The 17295-nt window shown below is 73.7% G+C and carries 15 protein-coding genes; 6 read left to right on the top strand and 9 right to left on the bottom strand.

Translation table 11 applies throughout. The features are described 5' to 3' along the window. Positions 1–8: 8 nt before the first annotated feature. The 5 genes from OIE12_RS14795 to OIE12_RS14775 form a co-directional block, all read right to left on the bottom strand. A complete protein-coding gene (locus OIE12_RS14795; RefSeq protein WP_329135507.1) occupies positions 9–710 on the bottom strand; it encodes a response regulator transcription factor in 702 nt (233 codons plus the stop codon). Further along, on the bottom strand, positions 707–1918 hold the full coding sequence (locus tag OIE12_RS14790; RefSeq protein WP_329141965.1) for a sensor histidine kinase: 1212 nt from the start codon (positions 1916–1918) through the stop codon (positions 707–709). Before OIE12_RS14790 ends, OIE12_RS14795 begins: the two co-directional genes overlap by 4 nt. A 23-nt stretch (positions 1919–1941) precedes the next feature. Beyond that, a complete protein-coding gene (locus OIE12_RS14785; RefSeq protein ID WP_329135505.1) occupies positions 1942–2784 on the bottom strand; it encodes a CPBP family intramembrane glutamic endopeptidase in 843 nt (280 codons plus the stop codon). A 223-nt stretch (positions 2785–3007) separates the two neighbouring features. After that, positions 3008–4030, bottom strand: coding sequence for a CU044_5270 family protein (locus tag OIE12_RS14780; protein WP_329141963.1), 1023 nt, complete (start codon positions 4028–4030; stop codon positions 3008–3010). 98 nt (positions 4031–4128) lie between these two features. After that, positions 4129–4782 (bottom strand): RNA polymerase sigma factor, encoded by a 654-nt coding sequence (locus tag OIE12_RS14775; RefSeq protein ID WP_329135503.1) that lies wholly within the window; start codon positions 4780–4782, stop codon positions 4129–4131. Between the two features lie 235 nt (positions 4783–5017). On the opposite strand from OIE12_RS14775, the gene OIE12_RS14770 reads away from it, so the two are divergent. The 3 genes from OIE12_RS14770 (at position 5018) to OIE12_RS14760 (ending at position 7260) form a co-directional block, all read left to right on the top strand. Further along, a complete protein-coding gene (locus tag OIE12_RS14770) occupies positions 5018–5713 on the top strand; it encodes a copper homeostasis protein CutC (RefSeq protein ID WP_329135502.1) in 696 nt (231 codons plus the stop codon). 86 nt (positions 5714–5799) lie between these two features. Then, on the top strand, positions 5800–6084 hold the full coding sequence (locus OIE12_RS14765; protein WP_329135500.1) for a hypothetical protein: 285 nt from the start codon (positions 5800–5802) through the stop codon (positions 6082–6084). Positions 6085–6114: 30 nt separating this feature from the next. Next, positions 6115–7260 carry a hypothetical protein gene (locus OIE12_RS14760; RefSeq protein ID WP_329135498.1) on the top strand — a complete coding sequence of 382 codons (1146 nt, stop codon included), beginning with the start codon at positions 6115–6117 and terminating at the stop codon, positions 7258–7260. A 17-nt stretch (positions 7261–7277) separates the two neighbouring features. On the opposite strand, the gene OIE12_RS14755 is transcribed toward OIE12_RS14760, so the two are convergent. From OIE12_RS14755 to OIE12_RS14745, 3 genes are all read right to left on the bottom strand, one after another. Continuing rightward, positions 7278–9371 (bottom strand): HelD family protein, encoded by a 2094-nt coding sequence (locus OIE12_RS14755; RefSeq protein ID WP_443053826.1) that lies wholly within the window; start codon positions 9369–9371, stop codon positions 7278–7280. A 581-nt stretch (positions 9372–9952) separates the two neighbouring features. Next, on the bottom strand, positions 9953–10999 hold the full coding sequence (locus tag OIE12_RS14750; RefSeq protein WP_329135494.1) for an HAAS signaling domain-containing protein: 1047 nt from the start codon (positions 10997–10999) through the stop codon (positions 9953–9955). Positions 11000–11054: 55 nt separating this feature from the next. Beyond that, positions 11055–12704, bottom strand: coding sequence for a DNA repair helicase XPB (locus OIE12_RS14745; RefSeq protein ID WP_329135493.1), 1650 nt, complete (start codon positions 12702–12704; stop codon positions 11055–11057). A gap of 348 nt (positions 12705–13052) precedes the next feature. Here OIE12_RS14745 and OIE12_RS14740 point away from each other — a divergent pair, with 348 nt between their 5' ends. Continuing rightward, positions 13053–15617 carry a helicase-associated domain-containing protein gene (locus tag OIE12_RS14740; RefSeq protein ID WP_329135492.1) on the top strand — a complete coding sequence of 855 codons (2565 nt, stop codon included), beginning with the start codon at positions 13053–13055 and terminating at the stop codon, positions 15615–15617. Between the two features lie 38 nt (positions 15618–15655). Further along, positions 15656–16279: an HAD family hydrolase gene (locus OIE12_RS14735; protein WP_329135490.1), complete on the top strand. Its 624-nt coding sequence runs from the start codon at positions 15656–15658 to the stop codon at positions 16277–16279. Positions 16280–16442: 163 nt separating this feature from the next. Here OIE12_RS14735 and OIE12_RS14730 read toward each other — a convergent pair whose 3' ends face one another. Beyond that, positions 16443–16703, bottom strand: coding sequence for a hypothetical protein (locus tag OIE12_RS14730; RefSeq protein ID WP_329135489.1), 261 nt, complete (start codon positions 16701–16703; stop codon positions 16443–16445). A 161-nt stretch (positions 16704–16864) separates the two neighbouring features. Between OIE12_RS14730 and OIE12_RS14725 the strand changes: the two genes are divergently transcribed. Then, on the top strand, positions 16865–17248 hold the full coding sequence (locus OIE12_RS14725) for a cold-shock protein (RefSeq protein ID WP_329135487.1): 384 nt from the start codon (positions 16865–16867) through the stop codon (positions 17246–17248). Positions 17249–17295 lie beyond the last annotated feature (47 nt).

Below are 17295 nucleotides of genomic sequence, written 5' to 3'. Positions count from 1 at the left end.
AGCGGGGATCAGGTCGTCAGGCCGTGCCGGAACGCGTAGACCACCGCCTGGACGCGGTCGCGCAGGTTCAGCTTGGTGAGGATGCGGGAGACGAACGTCTTCACCGTCTCCTGGCTGATGACGAGGGCCGCCGCGATCTCGCTGTTGGACAGTCCGTCCGCGATCAGGCGCAGCACCTCCAGCTCACGCGGGGTGAGCGGAATGTCCTGCGGGGTGCCCTCGGTGGGGCGGATGCGGGCGGCGTAGCGGCCGACGAGCTGCCGGGTGACGTCGGGGTCGAGCAGCGCCGCGCCCATGGCCACCGTGCGGATGCCGTGCAGCAGACGGTCCGGCGGGGCGTCCTTGAGGAGGAAGCCGCTCGCCCCGGCGCGCAGCGCCTCGTACACGTACTCGTCCAGGTTGAACGTGGTGACCACGAGCACCTTGACGGGGTGGGCGACCCCCGCGCCGGCCAGCAGGCGGGTGGCCTCCAGGCCGTCGAGGACCGGCATCCGGATGTCCATGACGACGACGTCCGGCTTGAGCTTCTGGGCGAGTTCGACGCCGGCCTGGCCGTCGCCGCACTCGCCCGCCACCTCCATGTCGGGCTGCGCGTCGATGATCGTGACCAGGCCCATCCGGATCAGCGCCTGGTCGTCGCAGACCACGACCCGGGTCGGGGCGGCCCCGGGCGCCGCCGGGGCGCCCGGGAACCGGGGCGGGGTGCTCACGAGCCGCTCCGCGCCGGTATCCGCGCCCGGACGACGAAGCCGCCGCCCGTGCCGGCACCCGCGCTGAAGTCGCCGCCGAGGACGTCGACCCGCTCGCGCAGACCGGCCAGGCCCCGTCCGCTGCCGCCGACGTTGGCGGACCGCGAACCGGTGCCGTCCGTGCTGACCTCCACCGTGATCTCCCTCTCGCCGTGTCGCACCTGGACCGAAGTCCGGCTGCCGTGAGCGTACTTGAGGGCGTTGGTCAGTGCTTCCTGCACCACCCGGTAGGCCACGAGATCGGCGCTGCCGGTGGACTCCGGCGGGGTGCCCTCCTCGGTGAACTCCACCGGCTGGCCCGCCCGGCGGGTCTGTTCCACGAGGGTGAGGACGCGGCCGACGGCCGGTGTCCTGGGCTCCTTGGGCTCGCCCGAGCCGGTGCCGGTGCCGTGGTCGGGGTTGAGCAGGTCCAGCAGGTGCCGCAGGTCGGTGATGGCCCGGCGGCCGGTGTCGGAGACGGCGCTCAGGGACTGCTCAAGGCGTTCCGGCGCGGCGGTCAGATAGCGGGCGGCCTCCGCCTGCACCACCATCGCGGTCACGTGGTGCGTCACCACGTCGTGCAGTTCCCGGGCGATCCGGGTGCGTTCGGCGGTCCGCGTCTCCACCTCGACCCGCTTGCGGCGCTCGGCCTCCGCGATCCGGTTGGTCCGCAGCCAGCCTCCGGCGCCCCAGGCGAGGCCCAGCGCCACGTAGAACACCACGAACCCCTCGGGGGACTCGCCGGTGCCGCCCGCATCGGTCGAGCCGAGCTGCGAGAGCGTGATCGCCAGCGGCACGTACGCGGCGGTGAGGAGGGCGAGGCAGATCCGGCGGTGCCGTTCGAGGTGCGAGCCGGTGCTCAGCAGGGCGATGGCCATCGCGGTGCCCGCGAAGGTGTGGTAGCCGCGCAGCTGATCGGTGGCGAACCCGCAGCTCACCAGGGCCAGTGTGAGGGCCGGCCAGCGCCTGCGGACCGCGAGCGGAAGGGACTCCAGGACGATCACCACGACGGCCAGTGCGTCGTGGGAGCGGTCCGGTACGCCTCCGAGGACGGTGCCGTTGCTGCTCAGCGCCGGGATGAACGAGCCGGCGAAGAGGAACAGCGCGAGCGGCAGGTCGCGGAGAGTGACGTCCAGGCGATGCCACGACTCGGCGAGGCGGTGTCCCGCCTCGCCGAGTCTGCGCCGCATCGCGTCGGCGGGCTGTCGCGTCATCACCGGGCGAGTGTAGCCAGGGCGTTGACGCGCTCGGTGCGACGCCGGGGGACGATGTTGCCGCGGCGGTGGGCCACCACCAGGAAGCCGATCGTCAGCAGCGCGCCGAACACCACCGAGTAGACGCTGGCCTCGGGGCCGAACTTGCCGCCGGTGAGGAGGTCGTTGCCCGTGAGGGTGGCCTTCAGCAGACCGTGGGTGTCGCCGTTGCCCGAGACCTGGGTGGAGAAGATGCCGGACTCGGCGAAGTTCCAGGCGAAGTGCACGCCCATCGGCAGCCACAGGTTGCGGGTGGCGATGTACGCGGCACCGAGCATGGCGCCGGCCTCGATGGCGATGGCGAGGGCGCCGACGATCGTGGCGTCGTCGTTGAGGAGGTGCATCGCGCCGAAGACCAGGGCGGACAGGACCAGCGAGATGTACGTGCCCAGGCCGCGCTCCACCAGCCGGAACAGCAGGCCGCGGAAGACGAGTTCCTCCGTCGCGGCGGCGCCGGCCATGAAGCCGATCAGCCCGATGGCTCCCGACACCGAGTCGATGCCGTGGACCTTGTAGTCACCGAGGAGCCAGATGTTGCTGATGACGCAGCCGAACATGATCGCGCCGATGACGATGCCCCGGAGCGTGGCGCTCGGCGCGCCCTGCGCCTCCAGCTCGGTGACCCGGCGGTTCTCGGTGCGGCCCACGATCCAGCGGTAGGTGAACGTCATGGCGGCCACGGTGAGGGCGCCGACCAGGAGGCACAGCCAGGGATTGTCCTTCACCGCGCTGACGGCGCCGCCGCTGATCGCGTAGACCACGAACACGACGACTATCTGCAGGACTATCTTCCAGGCCTTCATGACGACTCCCTTGCCGGTTCCGCTTCCGGTTCCTTTTCCGGTCCGCGGCCCGGCGTTCCGCGGTGATCAGAACGCTACGGATTCGCTGTCGGGGAATCGTCACCGTGCGGTGGACACCTGTCTGTAGCTCGCGCGGGGGACAGCGGGGCGGGCGTCGCTCGGCCGAGGCCCCAACGGGCTGCTCAGGGCGTCCGTTGGGGCCGTTATGGGCGGGTATGACGGCTCAGGAGCCGCTGGGACGCTCCCGGTAGGCGTCCACGACCGCCCGTCGCAGCACCGCGGTCTCCTCCATCACCGTCCCCTTCCTGCCCGCCGTGACGTCCGCGGTGAGGTAGGCGCGCTCGCCGAGGTACGCCAGCGTCTTCCGGTCGAAGATCCACTGCGTGGCCGTCGAGGCGCGTTCGTCGACGCGGACGATGGCGACGCCGTGCCGCCCGGCCGGATCGACGGCGTCGTCCAGCCGCGTCACGCCCGGGATGCGGGCGGCGGCCTGGTAGAGCGCGGCGGCGTTCTCGGGCGGCATCACCGTCTCGTGCAGCAGCTCGCCGATCCGGTCGAACACGGTCTGGTCCCGCTCCTGGCCGTCCCTCGCCGGGACCAGCCGGTACAGCTTCTTCAGCAGGGCCGCCGGGTCGGTGGGCAGGGAGGCCAGCCAGGTGTACGTGGGCCGGTCGATGCCGGGGGAGAGGCCGGGGGAGCCGGCGGGCAGCAGCTCGCGCAGCGGTGCGTAGCCGCCGTCCTCGTGGATGAGGCCGACCTGCTTCACGGGGCCGGAGCGCTGCGAGCGCCACATCTCGCGTGTGTGCAGCTTGCCGGGGGTGAAGGAGCCGTCCGCCTGGCCCTCGGCCCCGGCGGTCAGGCTCTTGACGTAGGTGAACTGGTCGTCGCGGACCGGGACGGCGTCGGTGTCGGCGGCGACGGCGGCGATGCGGTCGAGGAGGACGGTGGCGCTGCCGGCGGGGGTGTGCGGGGAGGTGGCGGTGTCGGTACGGGTGGTGGGGGCGTCGTGGGTGACGAGGGTGACCGTCAGCGCGCCGGCCAGCGCGAGGGCGGCGGCGGGGAGCCAGAGGGCGGGGCGGGCGAGGCGTGGGCGGCCGGGCGCGGGGGTCTTCGTGGCGCCTTCGGTGTGCGTGGCCTGCTCGTCGTCGATGAGTCGCATCAACCGTTCCTTGTGGTGGAGGTGACGGTCAGGAGGCAGCTCCCGCTCGGGTGGGGCCGGCAACAGCCGGGCCAGTTCGGCGCGCATTTCCTGCACTTCACGCATCTCGCGGGTCTCGCGCGGATCGCGGGACGCGTGCGCCGTGTCGTCACCGTCGGCCCGCCCGGGCCGGTGGCCTGAGGGGTTCATCGGGATGTGCCCTCCTGGAAGTCCGTGAGTGTCAGGGCCGCGAACGCGTCCCCACGCCGTACCTCTCCGCGGCCGGGGGAGGGTTCCGCCCGCCCTTCCGTTTCCTCGGCCAGCTGTTCGTCGACGAGGCGGCGCAGCCGGGCGCGGGCGCGGGAGAGCCGGGACCGTACGGTGCCGACGGGCACCCCCAGCGCCTGCGCGGCCTCGGCGTAGTCCAGGCCGGACCACACGCACAGGGCCAGCACCTCCCGCTCCGCGCGCCGCAGCCTCCCGTACACCTGGCGCACGGCGGCGAGGGTACGGGCGTCGTCGAGCCGTCCGGCGGTCTCGTCGGCGAAGTCCGGCACGGGTTCCGGGGCCGGGCGGCGGGCGAGGAAGGCGAGCCGGCGGCCGGTGCCGCGGCGGGCGTTGCGGGCCTTGTTGGTGGCCATGCCGAGCAGCCAGGGCAGGACGGTGCCGCCGTCGGGCTCCAGCCGCTCGCGGTGGCGCCAGGCGTCGAGGAAGGTGTCCGCCATCACCTCCTCCGCGAGCGACCAGTCGCCGGTCAGCCGGTGGGCGTGGAGATGGACGGCGCGCGCGTACTCCTCGTAGAGCTCGGCGTAGGCCTCCCGGTCGCCCGCGCGCAGGCGCGCCCGCAAGGGGTCATTCATGTCGTGGTTCACGTAGGTCTCGCATCCGGTGGCACCTCACACCCTGGCCTCTCCGCATCCCGGGCGGGGTTCCCGTGACCTGTGCCACAGCGGGGGGAGGGTGAGGGCGCGGGGGACGCCGGCAGGACTATAGGCTGTAATTGGACTAGACCTGTTGGGGATGGGGTCGGTAGATCTTGGCGTAGGCGGACGTGGGCCCGCTGTCGTCGTCGGCCCTCTCGGGAATCGAGGATTCATGAGCAAGCGTGCAGTCCTGGAGGTGATCGCGCTCGACGCCGAGGACGCGGTCGCCGCCCAGGCCGGAGGCGCGGACCGCCTCGAACTGGTCGCCGACATGGCCGCCGACGGGCTGACCCCGCCGGTCGCGACCTTCGCCGGCATCCGCGCCGCCGTCGATCTCCCGCTGCGCGTGATGCTGCGCCTCGCGGACGGCTTCGCGGCCGGGGACCCGGCGCCGCTCGTGGCCGCCGCGCGGTCGCTGCGGGAGGCGGGCGCGGACGAGTTCGTCCTCGGCTTCCTCGACGGGGCCGGCGGTCCCGACCTGGCCGTCCTCGAACTGCTGGTGAGCGAACTGGCCGACTGCCGCTGGACGTTCCACCGCGCGATCGACCGCGCCGCCGACCGCGCCGGCCTGCGCAAACTCCTCGCCGACCTGCCGGGCCTGGACACCTACCTCAGCGCGGGCTCGGCGTCCGGCGTCGCCGACGGCCTGCCGACCCTGTGCGCCGAGGCCGCGCGGCAGGGCGAACCCGGCTACACCCAACGCCTCATGGCCGGCGGCGGCCTCACCCTCACCCACGTCCCCACCCTGCGCACGGCCGGCATCGACGCCTTCCACATCGGCGGCGCGGCCCGCCCGGAAGGCTGGCGGGGCCCGGTCTCGGCAAACGCGGTACGCCGCTGGCGCACGGCGGTGGACGGGCGGGGGTGAGCCGCACCGGTTCCCGCACCCGCCCGGAACCAGGGGGAACGCGGCGGGCGTCTTCCTTGATCCATCGGGTGAGGGAGGCGGTCAGGGTGGACGACGAGCGCGGGCGGGACGACGGGCCGCATCATCAGGCGCCCTGGTGGTGGGGGGTCGGGCCGGTGGGGGCCGTGCTGCTCGTCGTTGCCGGGGTCGGGGCGTTGGTGTGGTTGTACGTCGGGCCGTCCGGGATCTCGGACAATCCGGGTGCCGGTTACGGGGCCGGCAAGGTCGTCTGCATCGGGCTCGTGCTCGCGGGCGGGGCCGTGCTGGAGCGGTTCCGCAGCCGTGCGGCGGGGCGGGGGCGCGGGGACGGGGAGCGGGAAGGGGAGGGGTGAGTTTCCGCCGTCGTGGTTACGATCGGGGCCATGGTCGACGGCATGGTGGGGGCGTTCGGCGGGCTCTTCCGGGGGCGCAGGCGCGGCGCTGAGCTGGCTCGCGTCGATGCGGAGATCACCGCGTTCGGGGAGGCGCTCGCCCGGCATTCCTTCGTGCCGGGGCCGGAACAGGGGGAGCAGGTGCTCGCCGACTACCAGCTCGCACTGGACGCCTACGAGCGGGCCAAGCGGGACTTCGTCGGGGACCGGAACCTGCGGGACGCCGCCGATGTGCTGCGCGCCCTCGACGCGGGGCGGCATGCGCTGGCCTGCGTGGATGCCGTGCGCGAAGGGCGGCCGCGGCCCGAGCGTCGGCCGTTGTGCTTCTTCGACCCCCGTCACGGGACCTCCACCGAGGAGGTCGACTGGGCGCCGCCCGAGGGGGCCGTCCGGACCATCGCCGTGTGCGCGGCCGATGCCGTACGGCTGTCGGAAGGACTCGCGCCGATCGACACCGGGTCGCGGGAGAGGGGGGTCAGGAGGCGGCGGCCGGGGGCTGGGGCGCCTGAAGTGGGTGTCGGATCCGGTCGGGGGAGCGGGAAGAGCGCGGTTGCGCCGGTCGTCTCCGAGGCGGTCGACGCCTATGCCGCCTGGCCTCCGCGTACCGGGGCGCGGCAACGGTGGGAGAGTCGTGGGGCCACCGGGATCCAACTTCTGCGCGCCGCCCGGCGTGCGCCCGCGCTGCTGGTCGTTCGGCTGGACCGGGCCGAGGGTTCCTGGGTCGAGCTGGACGGGCCGCCCGGTGCGGGCCGCAGGCCGCTGCTCACGCACGGGTCCGTGCTGACGCGGGCCGTCGTGCCGCTGCCGGCCGACGGGCAGGACCGGATCCGGCTGCGCGTGCACACCAAGGGCGGGTGGCGGGCCTGGCTGCACCCCCTGAGGGACGTGCCCGCGCTGGGGGCGGGTGTGCGGTCCAGCGGCGGCTACGTCCTGCGGCACCCGGGCGGGCGGATGCCGTTGCGCGTCACCCAGGACGGGGGCGGGCACTTCTCGCTCCGCGCACTGCGCGCGGACCTCACGCCGGGCGCGACGCTGCTCGAAGGCGAGGGCTCCTTCGACGCGACGGCCACCGCCCCGCGCAAGCCCGGCCTGTTGTACGTCGAGTCGCGCGCCTCCTGGAGCATCGCGCCGGCGTGACGTCCGCCCCCGGCCCGTCACCCCAACTGCTCGGGCAGCTCCGTCGCGTGGGTGATCGTCAGGCCCGAGACCGCGCGGGTCAGGCAGACGTACAGGCGGCGCAGGCCGGTGCGGTCGTCGGGTTCGGCGTCGACGATCGCGCGCGGCTCGTCCAGGACCACGTAGTCGTACTCCAGGCCCTTGGCGAGGGAGGCCGGGACCAGGGTGAGGCGGGTGTCCGGGGTGGTCTCCTCGCCGGGGGTCAGATGCGGGACGCCCGCCGCGTCCAGGGCCTCGGTGAGGGCCGGGATGCGGGTGTCGGCGGCGATCAGGCCCGTCGAACCCTCGTTGGCCAGCGCGTCCCGGCAGGCCGCGAGCACGTCCGCGTCCCCGGCCGCCCGCCGGATCTCGAACGTGCCGGGGTTCTCCCGTACCGACGCCACCGGGGTCAACCCGGGTGCGATGTACGGGAGGAGGCGGGAGGCGTAGGTGATGACGTCGGTGGGGACACGGAAGCCCGCCGTCAACTCCTCGATCAGCGCGTCCTGTTTGCCGAGGTGGGTCAGCGCCTCCTGCCAACTCCTCGTCGCCCAGGGGGTGGTGCCCTGCGCCAGGTCGCCCAGGACGGTCGCCGAACCGGTCGTGCAGCGGCGGCCCACCGCCCGGTACTGCATCGGGGAGAGGTCCTGCGCCTCGTCCAGGACGACATGGCCGAGCGAGTGCGTGCGCTGGACCAGGTCCGTCGCCTCGTCGATCAGCACGGCGTCCGCCGCCGACCACTTCGCCGACCTCACCGACCGCACCGGCCGGCTCCAGAGGATCTCCTTCTGCTCGGCCTCGTCGAGGACGCCGTCGGCGTGCGCGGCGAGGAAGTCGGCGTCGGTGAGCAGACGCAGGACCAGCTTGGCCGGTTCGACCGGCGGCCAGACGGCCTTCACGGCCGCCTTCACCGCCGCGTTGCGGGCGACGGAGTCCTGCACACGGTCGTCCGGGGCCTCCCCGGAGCGTTCCATCTGGACGAGCACGGCGTGCGCGATGCGCTGCGGCAGTGCCTCACGGGCGGCGCCGTAGCGGATGTCCCGGTCCAGCAACTCCTGGACCAGCTCCTCCAGTTCGTACGCCGGTACGCGCCAGCGGCGGGAGCCGCGGACCACGACCACCGGCTCGGTGGGCATCGTCACGTGGGAGTACACGGCCCGGCGCAGCACCTCGGCCATCCGGGCGTCGCCCTTGACGACGGCCGCGGCGGCGCCGTCCGTGCCGCGCACCTCGACGTGCGCGACCAGGTCGTCCACCGTCGCCTGCCGTACCTCCAGCTCGCCGAGCGCCGGCAGCACCTGCTCGATGTACTGCAGGAAGGAGCGGTTCGGGCCGATGACGAGGGTCCCGGTGCGGGCCAGGCGCTCGCGGTGCGCGTAGAGGAGGTAGGCGACGCGGTGCAGGCCGACGGCGGTCTTTCCGGTGCCGGGGCCGCCCTGCACGCACAGGCTGGCGGCCAGCCCCGACCTAACGATCTCGTCCTGCTCCGGCTGGATCGTCGCGACGATGTCGCGCATCGGGCCGACGCGCGGGCGCTCGATCTCCTGCTGGAGCAGCTTGCTGGTGGCGGCCGCCTCCGCCGGGTCGGAGAGGTGCTCGTCCTCGTACGCGGTGAGGTCGCCGCCGGTGTAGCCGAAGCGGCGGCGCAGCGCGATGTCCTGCGGGTCCTGCTTCGAGGCGCGGTAGAACGGCTGCGAGACGGGGGCGCGCCAGTCGATCACCATGGGGTCGCCGTCGGTGTCGTGCACGTGCCGGCGGCCGATGTAGAACTTCTCCCCTTCCGCGCCCTCGGCCCGCTCGGCGCCGGGGGAGTGCAGGTAGTCGAGACGGCCGAAGAAGAGGGGGGTGTCGCTGAGGTCGGCGAGGGCCTTGATCCGCTCGTCGATCTGGTGGGCGAGGGCGGCGGCGTTCACCCAGTTCGCGGTGACGTCCTTGATGTCCAGCGCCTGGACGTCCTCGCGCATCGCGCGGAGGGCGGCGCGGGAGTGGGTGAGGTGGGCGCGTTCGCGGGTGAGCGGGTCCGGCGGCTCCGCGTCGGGGGTGGCCGGTGGGACGACGGGCGGGGTGGACACGGGCGGTTGCCTCCGGGGCATGACGGTGGGCCGGCCGGGGGGTACCGGGATACGGGGTACCGGGACGGCCGGCTGTCGTGTGTGGGCTCGGCAGTGCGGTCTGCCGTCCGGTTTCCGTCCGGGCGGCGGCGCTCCGGATGAGGGAGGCGGGGGAGAGACGGGATTGTAGGTGACGGGGGTGAGGTGGGGCGAATGGTTATTTCGGTGGGTGGGCCGGGGTAGGGGGTGCCCCCTAGTGCCGGCGTAGGGGATCCGTCCACCCTGAGGTGGAGGGGTGGGGGGTTCGACCGGTGCTGGGGTGGAGGGGTGGGATCCCTCCGGGGGGTGACGCGGGCGGGGGGGTGCGTGCGCGCACCCTGGAGACATGAGTGCAGCGACCTTTTCTCCGGTTTCCGGGCAGCGGGCTTCGCAGGCGATGGTGCACGGGGCGGATCGGTCCCGGCGTCGGGTCAGTGGGGTGGTGCGGGCGGTGGGGGTGTTCGCCGGGGCGGCGTTCGATGTGGTGGTGCGGGGGGAGTACGGGGAGGACGAGGTGGGGGCGGGGGTTCGGCGGCGGCGTTGAGGGGGGCGGCGGGGGCGAGGAAAACGCCCGTCCGCACCCCTCACCGGCTCCTCTGTGAGCGCCAGGCCACGTACAACGCCGACGCCACCGCCGCGCCCCGTACCACCCATGGCCACGTCTCGCCGACCGCGTCGTTCATGTGGCCCTTGGCGATGGCCTCGCCCCAGCGGCCCTCGGACCGTCCCCACAGCCATACCGCTCCCGCCGCGACGACCGTGCCCGGCAGCACCATCACCGCCCACTTCACCTCCGCCGGCGTCAGCCGCCGTGACGCGTAGGCGATGATCCAGCCGAGGCCCAGCGCGATCCAGCTGCCGAGCACCGCACCGACGACGAGCAGCACGGCGGCGAAGAGGAGCAGCGGGTTCTGCCGGCCGGTGAGGCGGGGAAGGCGCGGGCGCCGTGCGGCCTTTTCGGTGGGCGCGGCGACGGGCTCGCCCGGCGCGGCAGGCACGGCGGACGCCTCCGGCGCCTTGGGCGTACCGGACGCCCCCGGTGCCCCCGGCGCCCGCAGCAGCTCCGGGATCTCCACCCCGCCCACGAACCCCGGCACGCTGTCACCGAGGTCGAAGGAGCTGACCTCCTTGCGCCACCAGTCCGGCGGCGCCCCCGGCGTATCGCCCAGCTCGTGCGTCCCCGCGAGATGCGGCGGCGAGGGGGCGTGCGGATCGGCGGGGACGGAGGGCGGCGCGGACGGCGCGTCCGGCGCGGCGCCCCCCGACCGGGGCCGCGGCAGCACCTTCCGCAGCCGCTTCCCGACCGCCGGGCCGGACGGGCCGGGCGGGCCCGCCGGTTCCGTCGGCCCCGCCGACTCCGCCCGCTGCACCGGCACCGACGCCGGCGGCTCGACCGTCACCCCCGGTGAGCCCCCCGCCGCGGCCACCACCGCGTCCGGACTGCCGAGCCGGTCGATGATGCGGCGCACGGCGGCCGGACTGTCGACGGCGGTCCGCCCGCGCCGCCGGTCGATCTCGTCCCGCAACCCGGCCACCAGCCGCATCCGGTCCGCCGACGGCAGCTGCCGCTGCGCCAGATCCGCGACCCGGCTCAGATACTCGTAGACGACCTGGTCACTCTCAATCCCCACGAACCCCTCCGGGGGCAGGCGCCGAAACCTCGCGGCAACGACAGTACCGCGCCCGTCAGCGGCCCTCCTCGGTGAGGAGTTCGTCGGCGTCGACGATGCGGTAGGCGTAGCCCTGTTCGGCCAGGAAGCGCTGGCGGTGGGCGGCGAAGTCCTGGTCGAGGGTGTCGCGGGCGACGACCGAGTAGAAGTGCGCCTGGTGGCCGTCGGCCTTCGGACGCAGCACCCGGCCGAGCCGCTGCGCCTCCTCCTGCCGGGAGCCGAACGTGCCCGAGACCTGCACGGCGACCGTCGCCTCCGGCAGGTCGATGGAGAAGTTGGCCACCTTGGACACCACCAGCACGCTGATCTCGCCGCTGCGGAAGGCGTCGAAGAGCTTCTCGCGCTGGGCGTTGGTCGTCTCGCCCTTGATGACCGGGGCGTTCAGATGCTCGCCGAGCTCGTCGAGCTGGTCGATGTACTGGCCGATGACGAGGATCTGCTGCCCGGCGAACCGGCGCACGATCGCCTCGGTCACTTTCCGCTTCGTGGCGGTCGTGGCGCAGAAGCGGTACTTCTCCTCCGTCTCGGCCGTGGCGTAGGCGAGCCGCTCGGAGTCGGTGAGGTTGACCCGTACCTCGACGCAGTCGGCGGGCGCGATGTAGCCCTGCGCCTCGATCTCCTTCCAGGGCGCGTCGAACCGCTTCGGGCCGATGAGCGAGAACACGTCGGACTCGCGGCCGTCCTCCCGGACCAGCGTCGCGGTCAGGCCGAGCCGACGGCGGGCCTGGAGGTCGGCGGTGAACTTGAAGACCGGGGCGGGCAGCAGGTGGACCTCGTCGTAGAGGATCAGGCCCCAGTCCCGGGAGTCGAACAGTTCGAGGTGCGGGTAGACACCCTTCCGCTTCGTCGTCAACACCTGGTACGTGGCGATGGTGACGGGGCGGATCTCCTTCCTCGTCCCGCTGTACTCGCCGATCTCGTCCTCGGTCAGGGACGTCCGCTTCACCAGCTCGTGCTTCCACTGCCGGGCGGAGACGGTGTTGGTGACGAGGATCAGCGTCGTCGACTTCGCCTGCGCCATCGAACCGGCGCCGACCAGCGTCTTTCCGGCGCCGCAGGGCAGGACGACGACGCCACTGCCGCCGTGCCAGAAGTTCTCCACCGCCTGCTTCTGGTACGGGCGCAGCGCCCAGCCGTCCTCCACCAGCTCGATGGGGTGCGCCTCGCCGTCGACGTATCCGGCGAGGTCCTCGGCCGGCCAGCCCAGCTTGAGCAGCGTCTGCTTGATCTGGCCGCGTTCGGAGGGGTGGACGGCGACGGTGTCCGCGTCGATGCGGGTGCCGACGAGGGGGGCGATCCGCTTCGACTTCAGGACCTCCTCCAGGACCGGGCGGTCGGTGGTGGTCAGGACGAGGCCGTGGGCGGGGTGCTTGCTGAGGGTCAGGCGGCCGTAGCGGTCCATCGTCTCGGCGATGTCGACGAGGAGGGCGTGGGGGACGGGGTAGCGGCTGTACTCGACGAGGGCGTCGACGACCTGTTCGGCGTCGTGGCCGGCCGCGCGGGCGTTCCAGAGGCCGAGGGGGGTGACGCGGTAGGTGTGGATGTGTTCGGGGGCGCGTTCGAGTTCGGCGAAGGGGGCGATGGCGCGGCGGCAGGCGTCCGCCTGGTCGTGGTCGACCTCCAGGAGCAGGGTTTTGTCCGACTGGACGATGAGGGGTCCGTTCACCTGTGTGTCTCCATCTCGCTGCGCGTCGGACTGGCCAATCGTCCAGTGTGCAGCATGGGGGGCGGTTGGGGTGAAGGGTGCGTCGGGTGGGGGTTCGCGTGGGGGAGGGGTCTCGCCCCCGCCGCCCCTACCCTCCCCCAAGCTCTCAACTTCGTTCGAGCAGGGGGGACCCCCATCATCCCTTCAAGGGGCTCCGCCCCTTGGACCCCGTGGGTGCGTTGTCGGGTGCGGGTGGGTGGGGGCTTCTCGCGCAGTTCCCCGCGCCCCTTTGGGGCTCGCGCCCGCCGCGGGGGAGCCGCGCAGACGGCACAGCCCCGCGCCCCTTAATGGGGCGCTACCGTTGGTCGGATGAGCACCGAGGATCGCCCGGCGGGGTCGGGGACTGTGGCCGTATCGCCCCGTTCGCTCGCCGAGGATCTTCGGGGGCGTCCGGATGGGGCGCTTTCGCGTCTCCTCCGTAGCCGGCCCGACCTCGTCACACCCGTTCCCGCCGATCTCACTCAGCTCGCCACGCGGGCCGCCACCCGGGCCAGTGTCGTGCGGGCGCTGGAGCGGCTGGACCGGTTCGCGTCGCAGACGGCGCAGGCCCTGGCCGTCGCGGCCGATCCGGCGTCGTACGACATGCTCCGTGTCCTCATGGCCGGTGACGACGGCGACGCCGACGTCGAGCGGGCGCTTCCCGGCGCCGTCGCCGTCCTGCGCGAGCAGGCGCTTGTCTGGGGGGCGGACGACCGGCTGCGGCTCGTCCGCACCGCTCGTGAACTTCTCGCGCCCTCGCCGCAGCACCCCTCCGCCACCGGGCTCGGTCCGACCGTCGCCGAGGCCGCCGCCGGGATGTCGCCGGGGCGGATGCAGGAGATCGTCGCCGCCGTCGGGCTGCCGACGACCGCCGACACGGTCTCCGCGATCGCCGCGCTCACCGCCCTGTTCACCGATCGCGCCCGCATGTCCGCGCTCCTGGACGACGTCCCCGCGGACTCCCTCGACGTCCTCTCCCGGCTGGTCTGGGGGCCGCCCTACGGCCAGGTCACCGCCGACCCCGCGCCCCGCCTGCGCGCGCTGCTCGACCGCGGCCTGCTGCTGCCCACCGCACCCGGCACCGTCGTACTGCCCCGCGAGGTCGCCCTGCACCTGCGGGGAGGCCGTGCGCACCGGGAGTCGCAGCCGCTGCCGCCCGCGCCGGTCGCGGCCGCCACCCACCGTCCACAGGTGGTGGACGCGACGGCCGCCGGGCAGGCGTACACCGCGCTGACCACCGTCGAGGAGCTGCTGAAGGCGTGGGACGGCGGCGGCCCCGCCGTGCTGCGCGCGGGCGGGCTGAGCGTGCGGGACCTCAAGCGGACCGCCGTCACCCTGGACGTGCCCGAACCGGCCGCCGCGTTCTGGCTCGAACTGGCCTACGCCGCCGGTCTGCTCGCCTCCGACGGCGAGGCCGACGAGCGGTACGCGCCCACGCCCGCGTACGACGACTGGCTGCGGCTGCCCGCCGCCGAGCGCTGGGTCCTGCTCGTCACCAATTGGCTGTCGGCGACGCGGACGGCGGGACTGGTCGGCGGGCGGGACGCGAAGGACCGGGCGCTCGCCGCGCTCGGCCCGGGGCTCGACCGCTCGGTCGCCCCCGAGGTGCGGCAGCGGGTCCTCGCGCTGCTGGCCGGGTTGCCGGTGGGGGCCGCGCCCGATCCGGATTCCGTCCTCGCCCGGCTCGCCTGGGAGCGGCCCGCGCGCGGCGACCGCGCCGGTGCCGACGATCCGCGCGCCCGCCTCGCCCGGTGGACGCTGGCGGAGGCGGAGCAGCTGGGGGTGACGGGGCGGGGCGCGCTGTCGGCGCACGGGCGGGCGCTGCTGCTGCCCGCCGGGTCCGCCGCCGACGCCGGGGACCCCGCGGAGCGATCCGCTGCTGCTGCCGGTACCCCCGCGGAACGGTCCGCCGCCGCTGCCGGTGCCGCCCGGTTGCTCGCCCCGCTCCTGCCCGAGCCGCTCGATCACGTGCTGCTCCAGGCCGACCTGACCGCCGTCGCCCCCGGACCGTTGCAGCGCCCGCTCGCCGACGTGCTCGGCGTCCTCGCCGACGTCGAGTCCAAGGGCGGCGCCACCGTCTACCGCTTCACCCCCGCCTCCGTGCGCCGCGCCCTCGACGCCGGCCGTACCGCCTCCGACCTGCACGCCTTCCTCGCCGAGCACTCCCGTACGCCGGTGCCGCAGCCGCTCGCCTACCTCATCGACGACGTGGCCCGCCGGCACGGGCAGCTACGGGTGGGCGCGGCCTCGGCGTACGTACGGTGCGACGACGACGCGCTGCTCCGCGAGATTCTCGCCGACAAGCGGTCGGCGGGACTGCGGCTGCGCGCGCTCGCCCCGACCGTGCTGGCCTCTGCGGCCGACCCGGCGACCCTCCTGGAGGGGCTGCGCGGCATGGGCTACGCGCCCGCCGCCGAGTCCGCCGAGGGTGACGTGCTGATCACCCGCGCCGACGCCCACCGCACGCCTCCGCGCACCGCGCCCGAGCCGGTGCCGGACGGGCCGCCGGTGCCGGACGCGACGCTGCTCGCGGCGGCCGTGCGCGCGATCCGTGCGGGCGACCGGGCGTCCACGGCCGTGCGCCGACCCGGTCCGGACGGAACCGCGGGTTCCGACGGTTTCGGCGCGTCCGGTGGTTCGGCCGGTTCCGGCGCGTCCGGTGCCCTGCCGCGTACCTCCGCCGCCGAGACCCTCGCCACGATGCAGGCGGCCGTCCTCACCGGCGACTCCCTCTGGATCGGCTACGTCAACGCCGAGGGCACCGCCAGTCAGCGCGTCATCGCCCCGGTCAAGGTGGAGGGCGGCTTCGTCACGGCCTACGACCACACGGCCGACGAGGTCCGTACGTACCCGTTGCACCGGGTGACGGGGGTGGCGGAGCTGGCGGAGGACTGACGGAGGACTGACCAAAATCCTTTGCGAGGATGGGGGGCATGACCTCTTCTGCGCCGATCGTCGGCTTCGACCTGGACATGACGTTGATCGACTCCCGGCCGGGGATCCGTGCCTGCTACCGCGAGCTGTCCGCCCGGACGGGGACGTACATCGACGCCGACCTCGCGGTCACGCGGCTCGGGCCGCCGCTCGGGGAGGAGCTGGCGCACTGGTTCCCGGCGGAGCGGGTGGACGACGTGGCGGAGCTGTACCGGTCGATCTACCCCGAGTACGCCGTCGCGCCGACGCTCGCGCTGGCGGGGGCGCGGGAGGCGATCGCGGCGGTGCGGGGGGTCGGGGGGCGGGCGGTTGTCGTGACCGCCAAGTACGAGCCCAATGCGCGGTTGCATCTGTCACATCTCGGGATCGAGCCGGACGAGGTGGTCGGGGGGTTGTGGGCGGAGCAGAAGGCGGAGGCGTTGGTCGCGCACGGGGCGGGGGTTTACGTGGGCGATCACGTGGGGGACGTGCGGGGGGCGCGGGCGGCGGGGGCGTTGTCCGTGGCGGTGGCGACGGGGCCGTGCGGGGTGGCGGAGTTGCGGAGGGCCGGGGCGGATGTGGTCCTCGCGGATCTGACGGAGTTCCCGGGGTGGCTGGGCGAGTACGTCCGGGTGGCCGCCTGAGGGTTTGGCTCGGGTGGGTGGGGTTCGTTGACGGGTGCGGGCGGGTGGGGACTTCTCGCGCAGTTCCCCGCGCCCCTGAAAACCCGGGCGCCCCCTGCTGTTGAGGGCGCGGGGAACTGCGCGACCAGCCACGACGTGCCCGCAGCCGCCGCACAACCCCCCGTCACACCCCCTGGCGCGAACCCTCGCGTGCCCGGCGGCGGCCCTCCGACACCGAGCGCAGCACCCCCGCCGCGGCGAGCAGGAAGCCGACGCCCATCAGCATGCTCAGGCCGTACATGTACGACGGCAGCACCGACGTACCGAGCAGCAGCGGCGCCACCGTGACCATCGTGGCCACCGCGCCGAGGAAGAAGACGATCGCGCCGGCGCGGATCAGCCGCTCGCCGGCTCCGGCGGAATTCGTTTGGGTTTTGTCGCGCACCCGACCAGGGTAGTTCCAGCCCGAGGGGAACACTCCGGCGACGTCTTGTCACCGGCCCGTGGACCACTAGCCTGGGTACCGGCGGGTCACAGGACCCGCCCCAGTGCTATCGAGGGCACTCATCCGAGCGGTTTCCGACGAGTACGAGGACGAGGACAGGCATGCCTACCGGCAAGGTCAAGTGGTTCAACGGGGAGAAGGGCTTCGGTTTTCTCTCCCGCGACGACGGCGGTGACGTCTTCGTGCACTCCTCGGTCCTCCCCGCCGGAGTCGACGGCCTCAAGCCCGGCCAGCGCGTGGAGTTCGGCGTGGTCGCCGGGCAGCGCGGCGACCAGGCACTCTCCGTCGTCCTGCTGGACCCCGCCCCGTCCGTCGCGGCGGCGCAGCGCAAGAAGCCGGACGAACTGGCCTCGATCGTGCAGGACCTGACGACCCTCCTCGAGAACCTCACCCCGATGCTCGAGAAGGGCCGCTACCCGGACAAGGTGTCGGGGAAGAAGATCGCCGGCCTGCTGCGGGCGGTCGCCGATCAGCTGGATGTCTGAGACGACCGGCTGATGTCTGAGACGACCGGCTGGATGTCTGAAACGCC

The sequence above is a fragment of the Streptomyces sp. NBC_00670 genome (genome assembly GCF_036226765.1).
Taxonomy (GTDB): Bacteria; Actinomycetota; Actinomycetes; order Streptomycetales; family Streptomycetaceae; genus Streptomyces.
The sequence above is the reverse complement of the archived record's forward strand: the minus strand, read 5'-3'. Positions and strand labels throughout refer to the sequence as shown.

Bases quoted from the DNA above. Each gene is read 5' to 3' on its own strand.
- OIE12_RS14770 (WP_329135502.1), top strand. From the start codon at position 5,018: ATGAGCAAGCGTGCAGTCCTGGAGGTGATCGCGCTCGACGCCGAGGAC.
- OIE12_RS14725 (WP_329135487.1), top strand. From the start codon at position 16,865: ATGCCTACCGGCAAGGTCAAGTGGTTCAACGGGGAGAAGGGCTTCGGT.
- OIE12_RS14790 (WP_329141965.1), bottom strand. From the start codon at position 1,918: ATGCGGCGCAGACTCGGCGAGGCGGGACACCGCCTCGCCGAGTCGTGG.
- OIE12_RS14785 (WP_329135505.1), bottom strand. From the start codon at position 2,784: ATGAAGGCCTGGAAGATAGTCCTGCAGATAGTCGTCGTGTTCGTGGTC.
- OIE12_RS14755 (WP_443053826.1), bottom strand. From the start codon at position 9,371: ATGCCCCGGAGGCAACCGCCCGTGTCCACCCCGCCCGTCGTCCCACCG.
- OIE12_RS14740 (WP_329135492.1), top strand. From the start codon at position 13,053: ATGAGCACCGAGGATCGCCCGGCGGGGTCGGGGACTGTGGCCGTATCG.
- OIE12_RS14780 (WP_329141963.1), bottom strand. From the start codon at position 4,030: ATGCGCGCCGAACTGGCCCGGCTGTTGCCGGCCCCACCCGAGCGGGAG.
- OIE12_RS14760 (WP_329135498.1), top strand. From the start codon at position 6,115: ATGGTCGACGGCATGGTGGGGGCGTTCGGCGGGCTCTTCCGGGGGCGC.
- OIE12_RS14775 (WP_329135503.1), bottom strand. From the start codon at position 4,782: ATGAATGACCCCTTGCGGGCGCGCCTGCGCGCGGGCGACCGGGAGGCC.
- OIE12_RS14735 (WP_329135490.1), top strand. From the start codon at position 15,656: ATGACCTCTTCTGCGCCGATCGTCGGCTTCGACCTGGACATGACGTTG.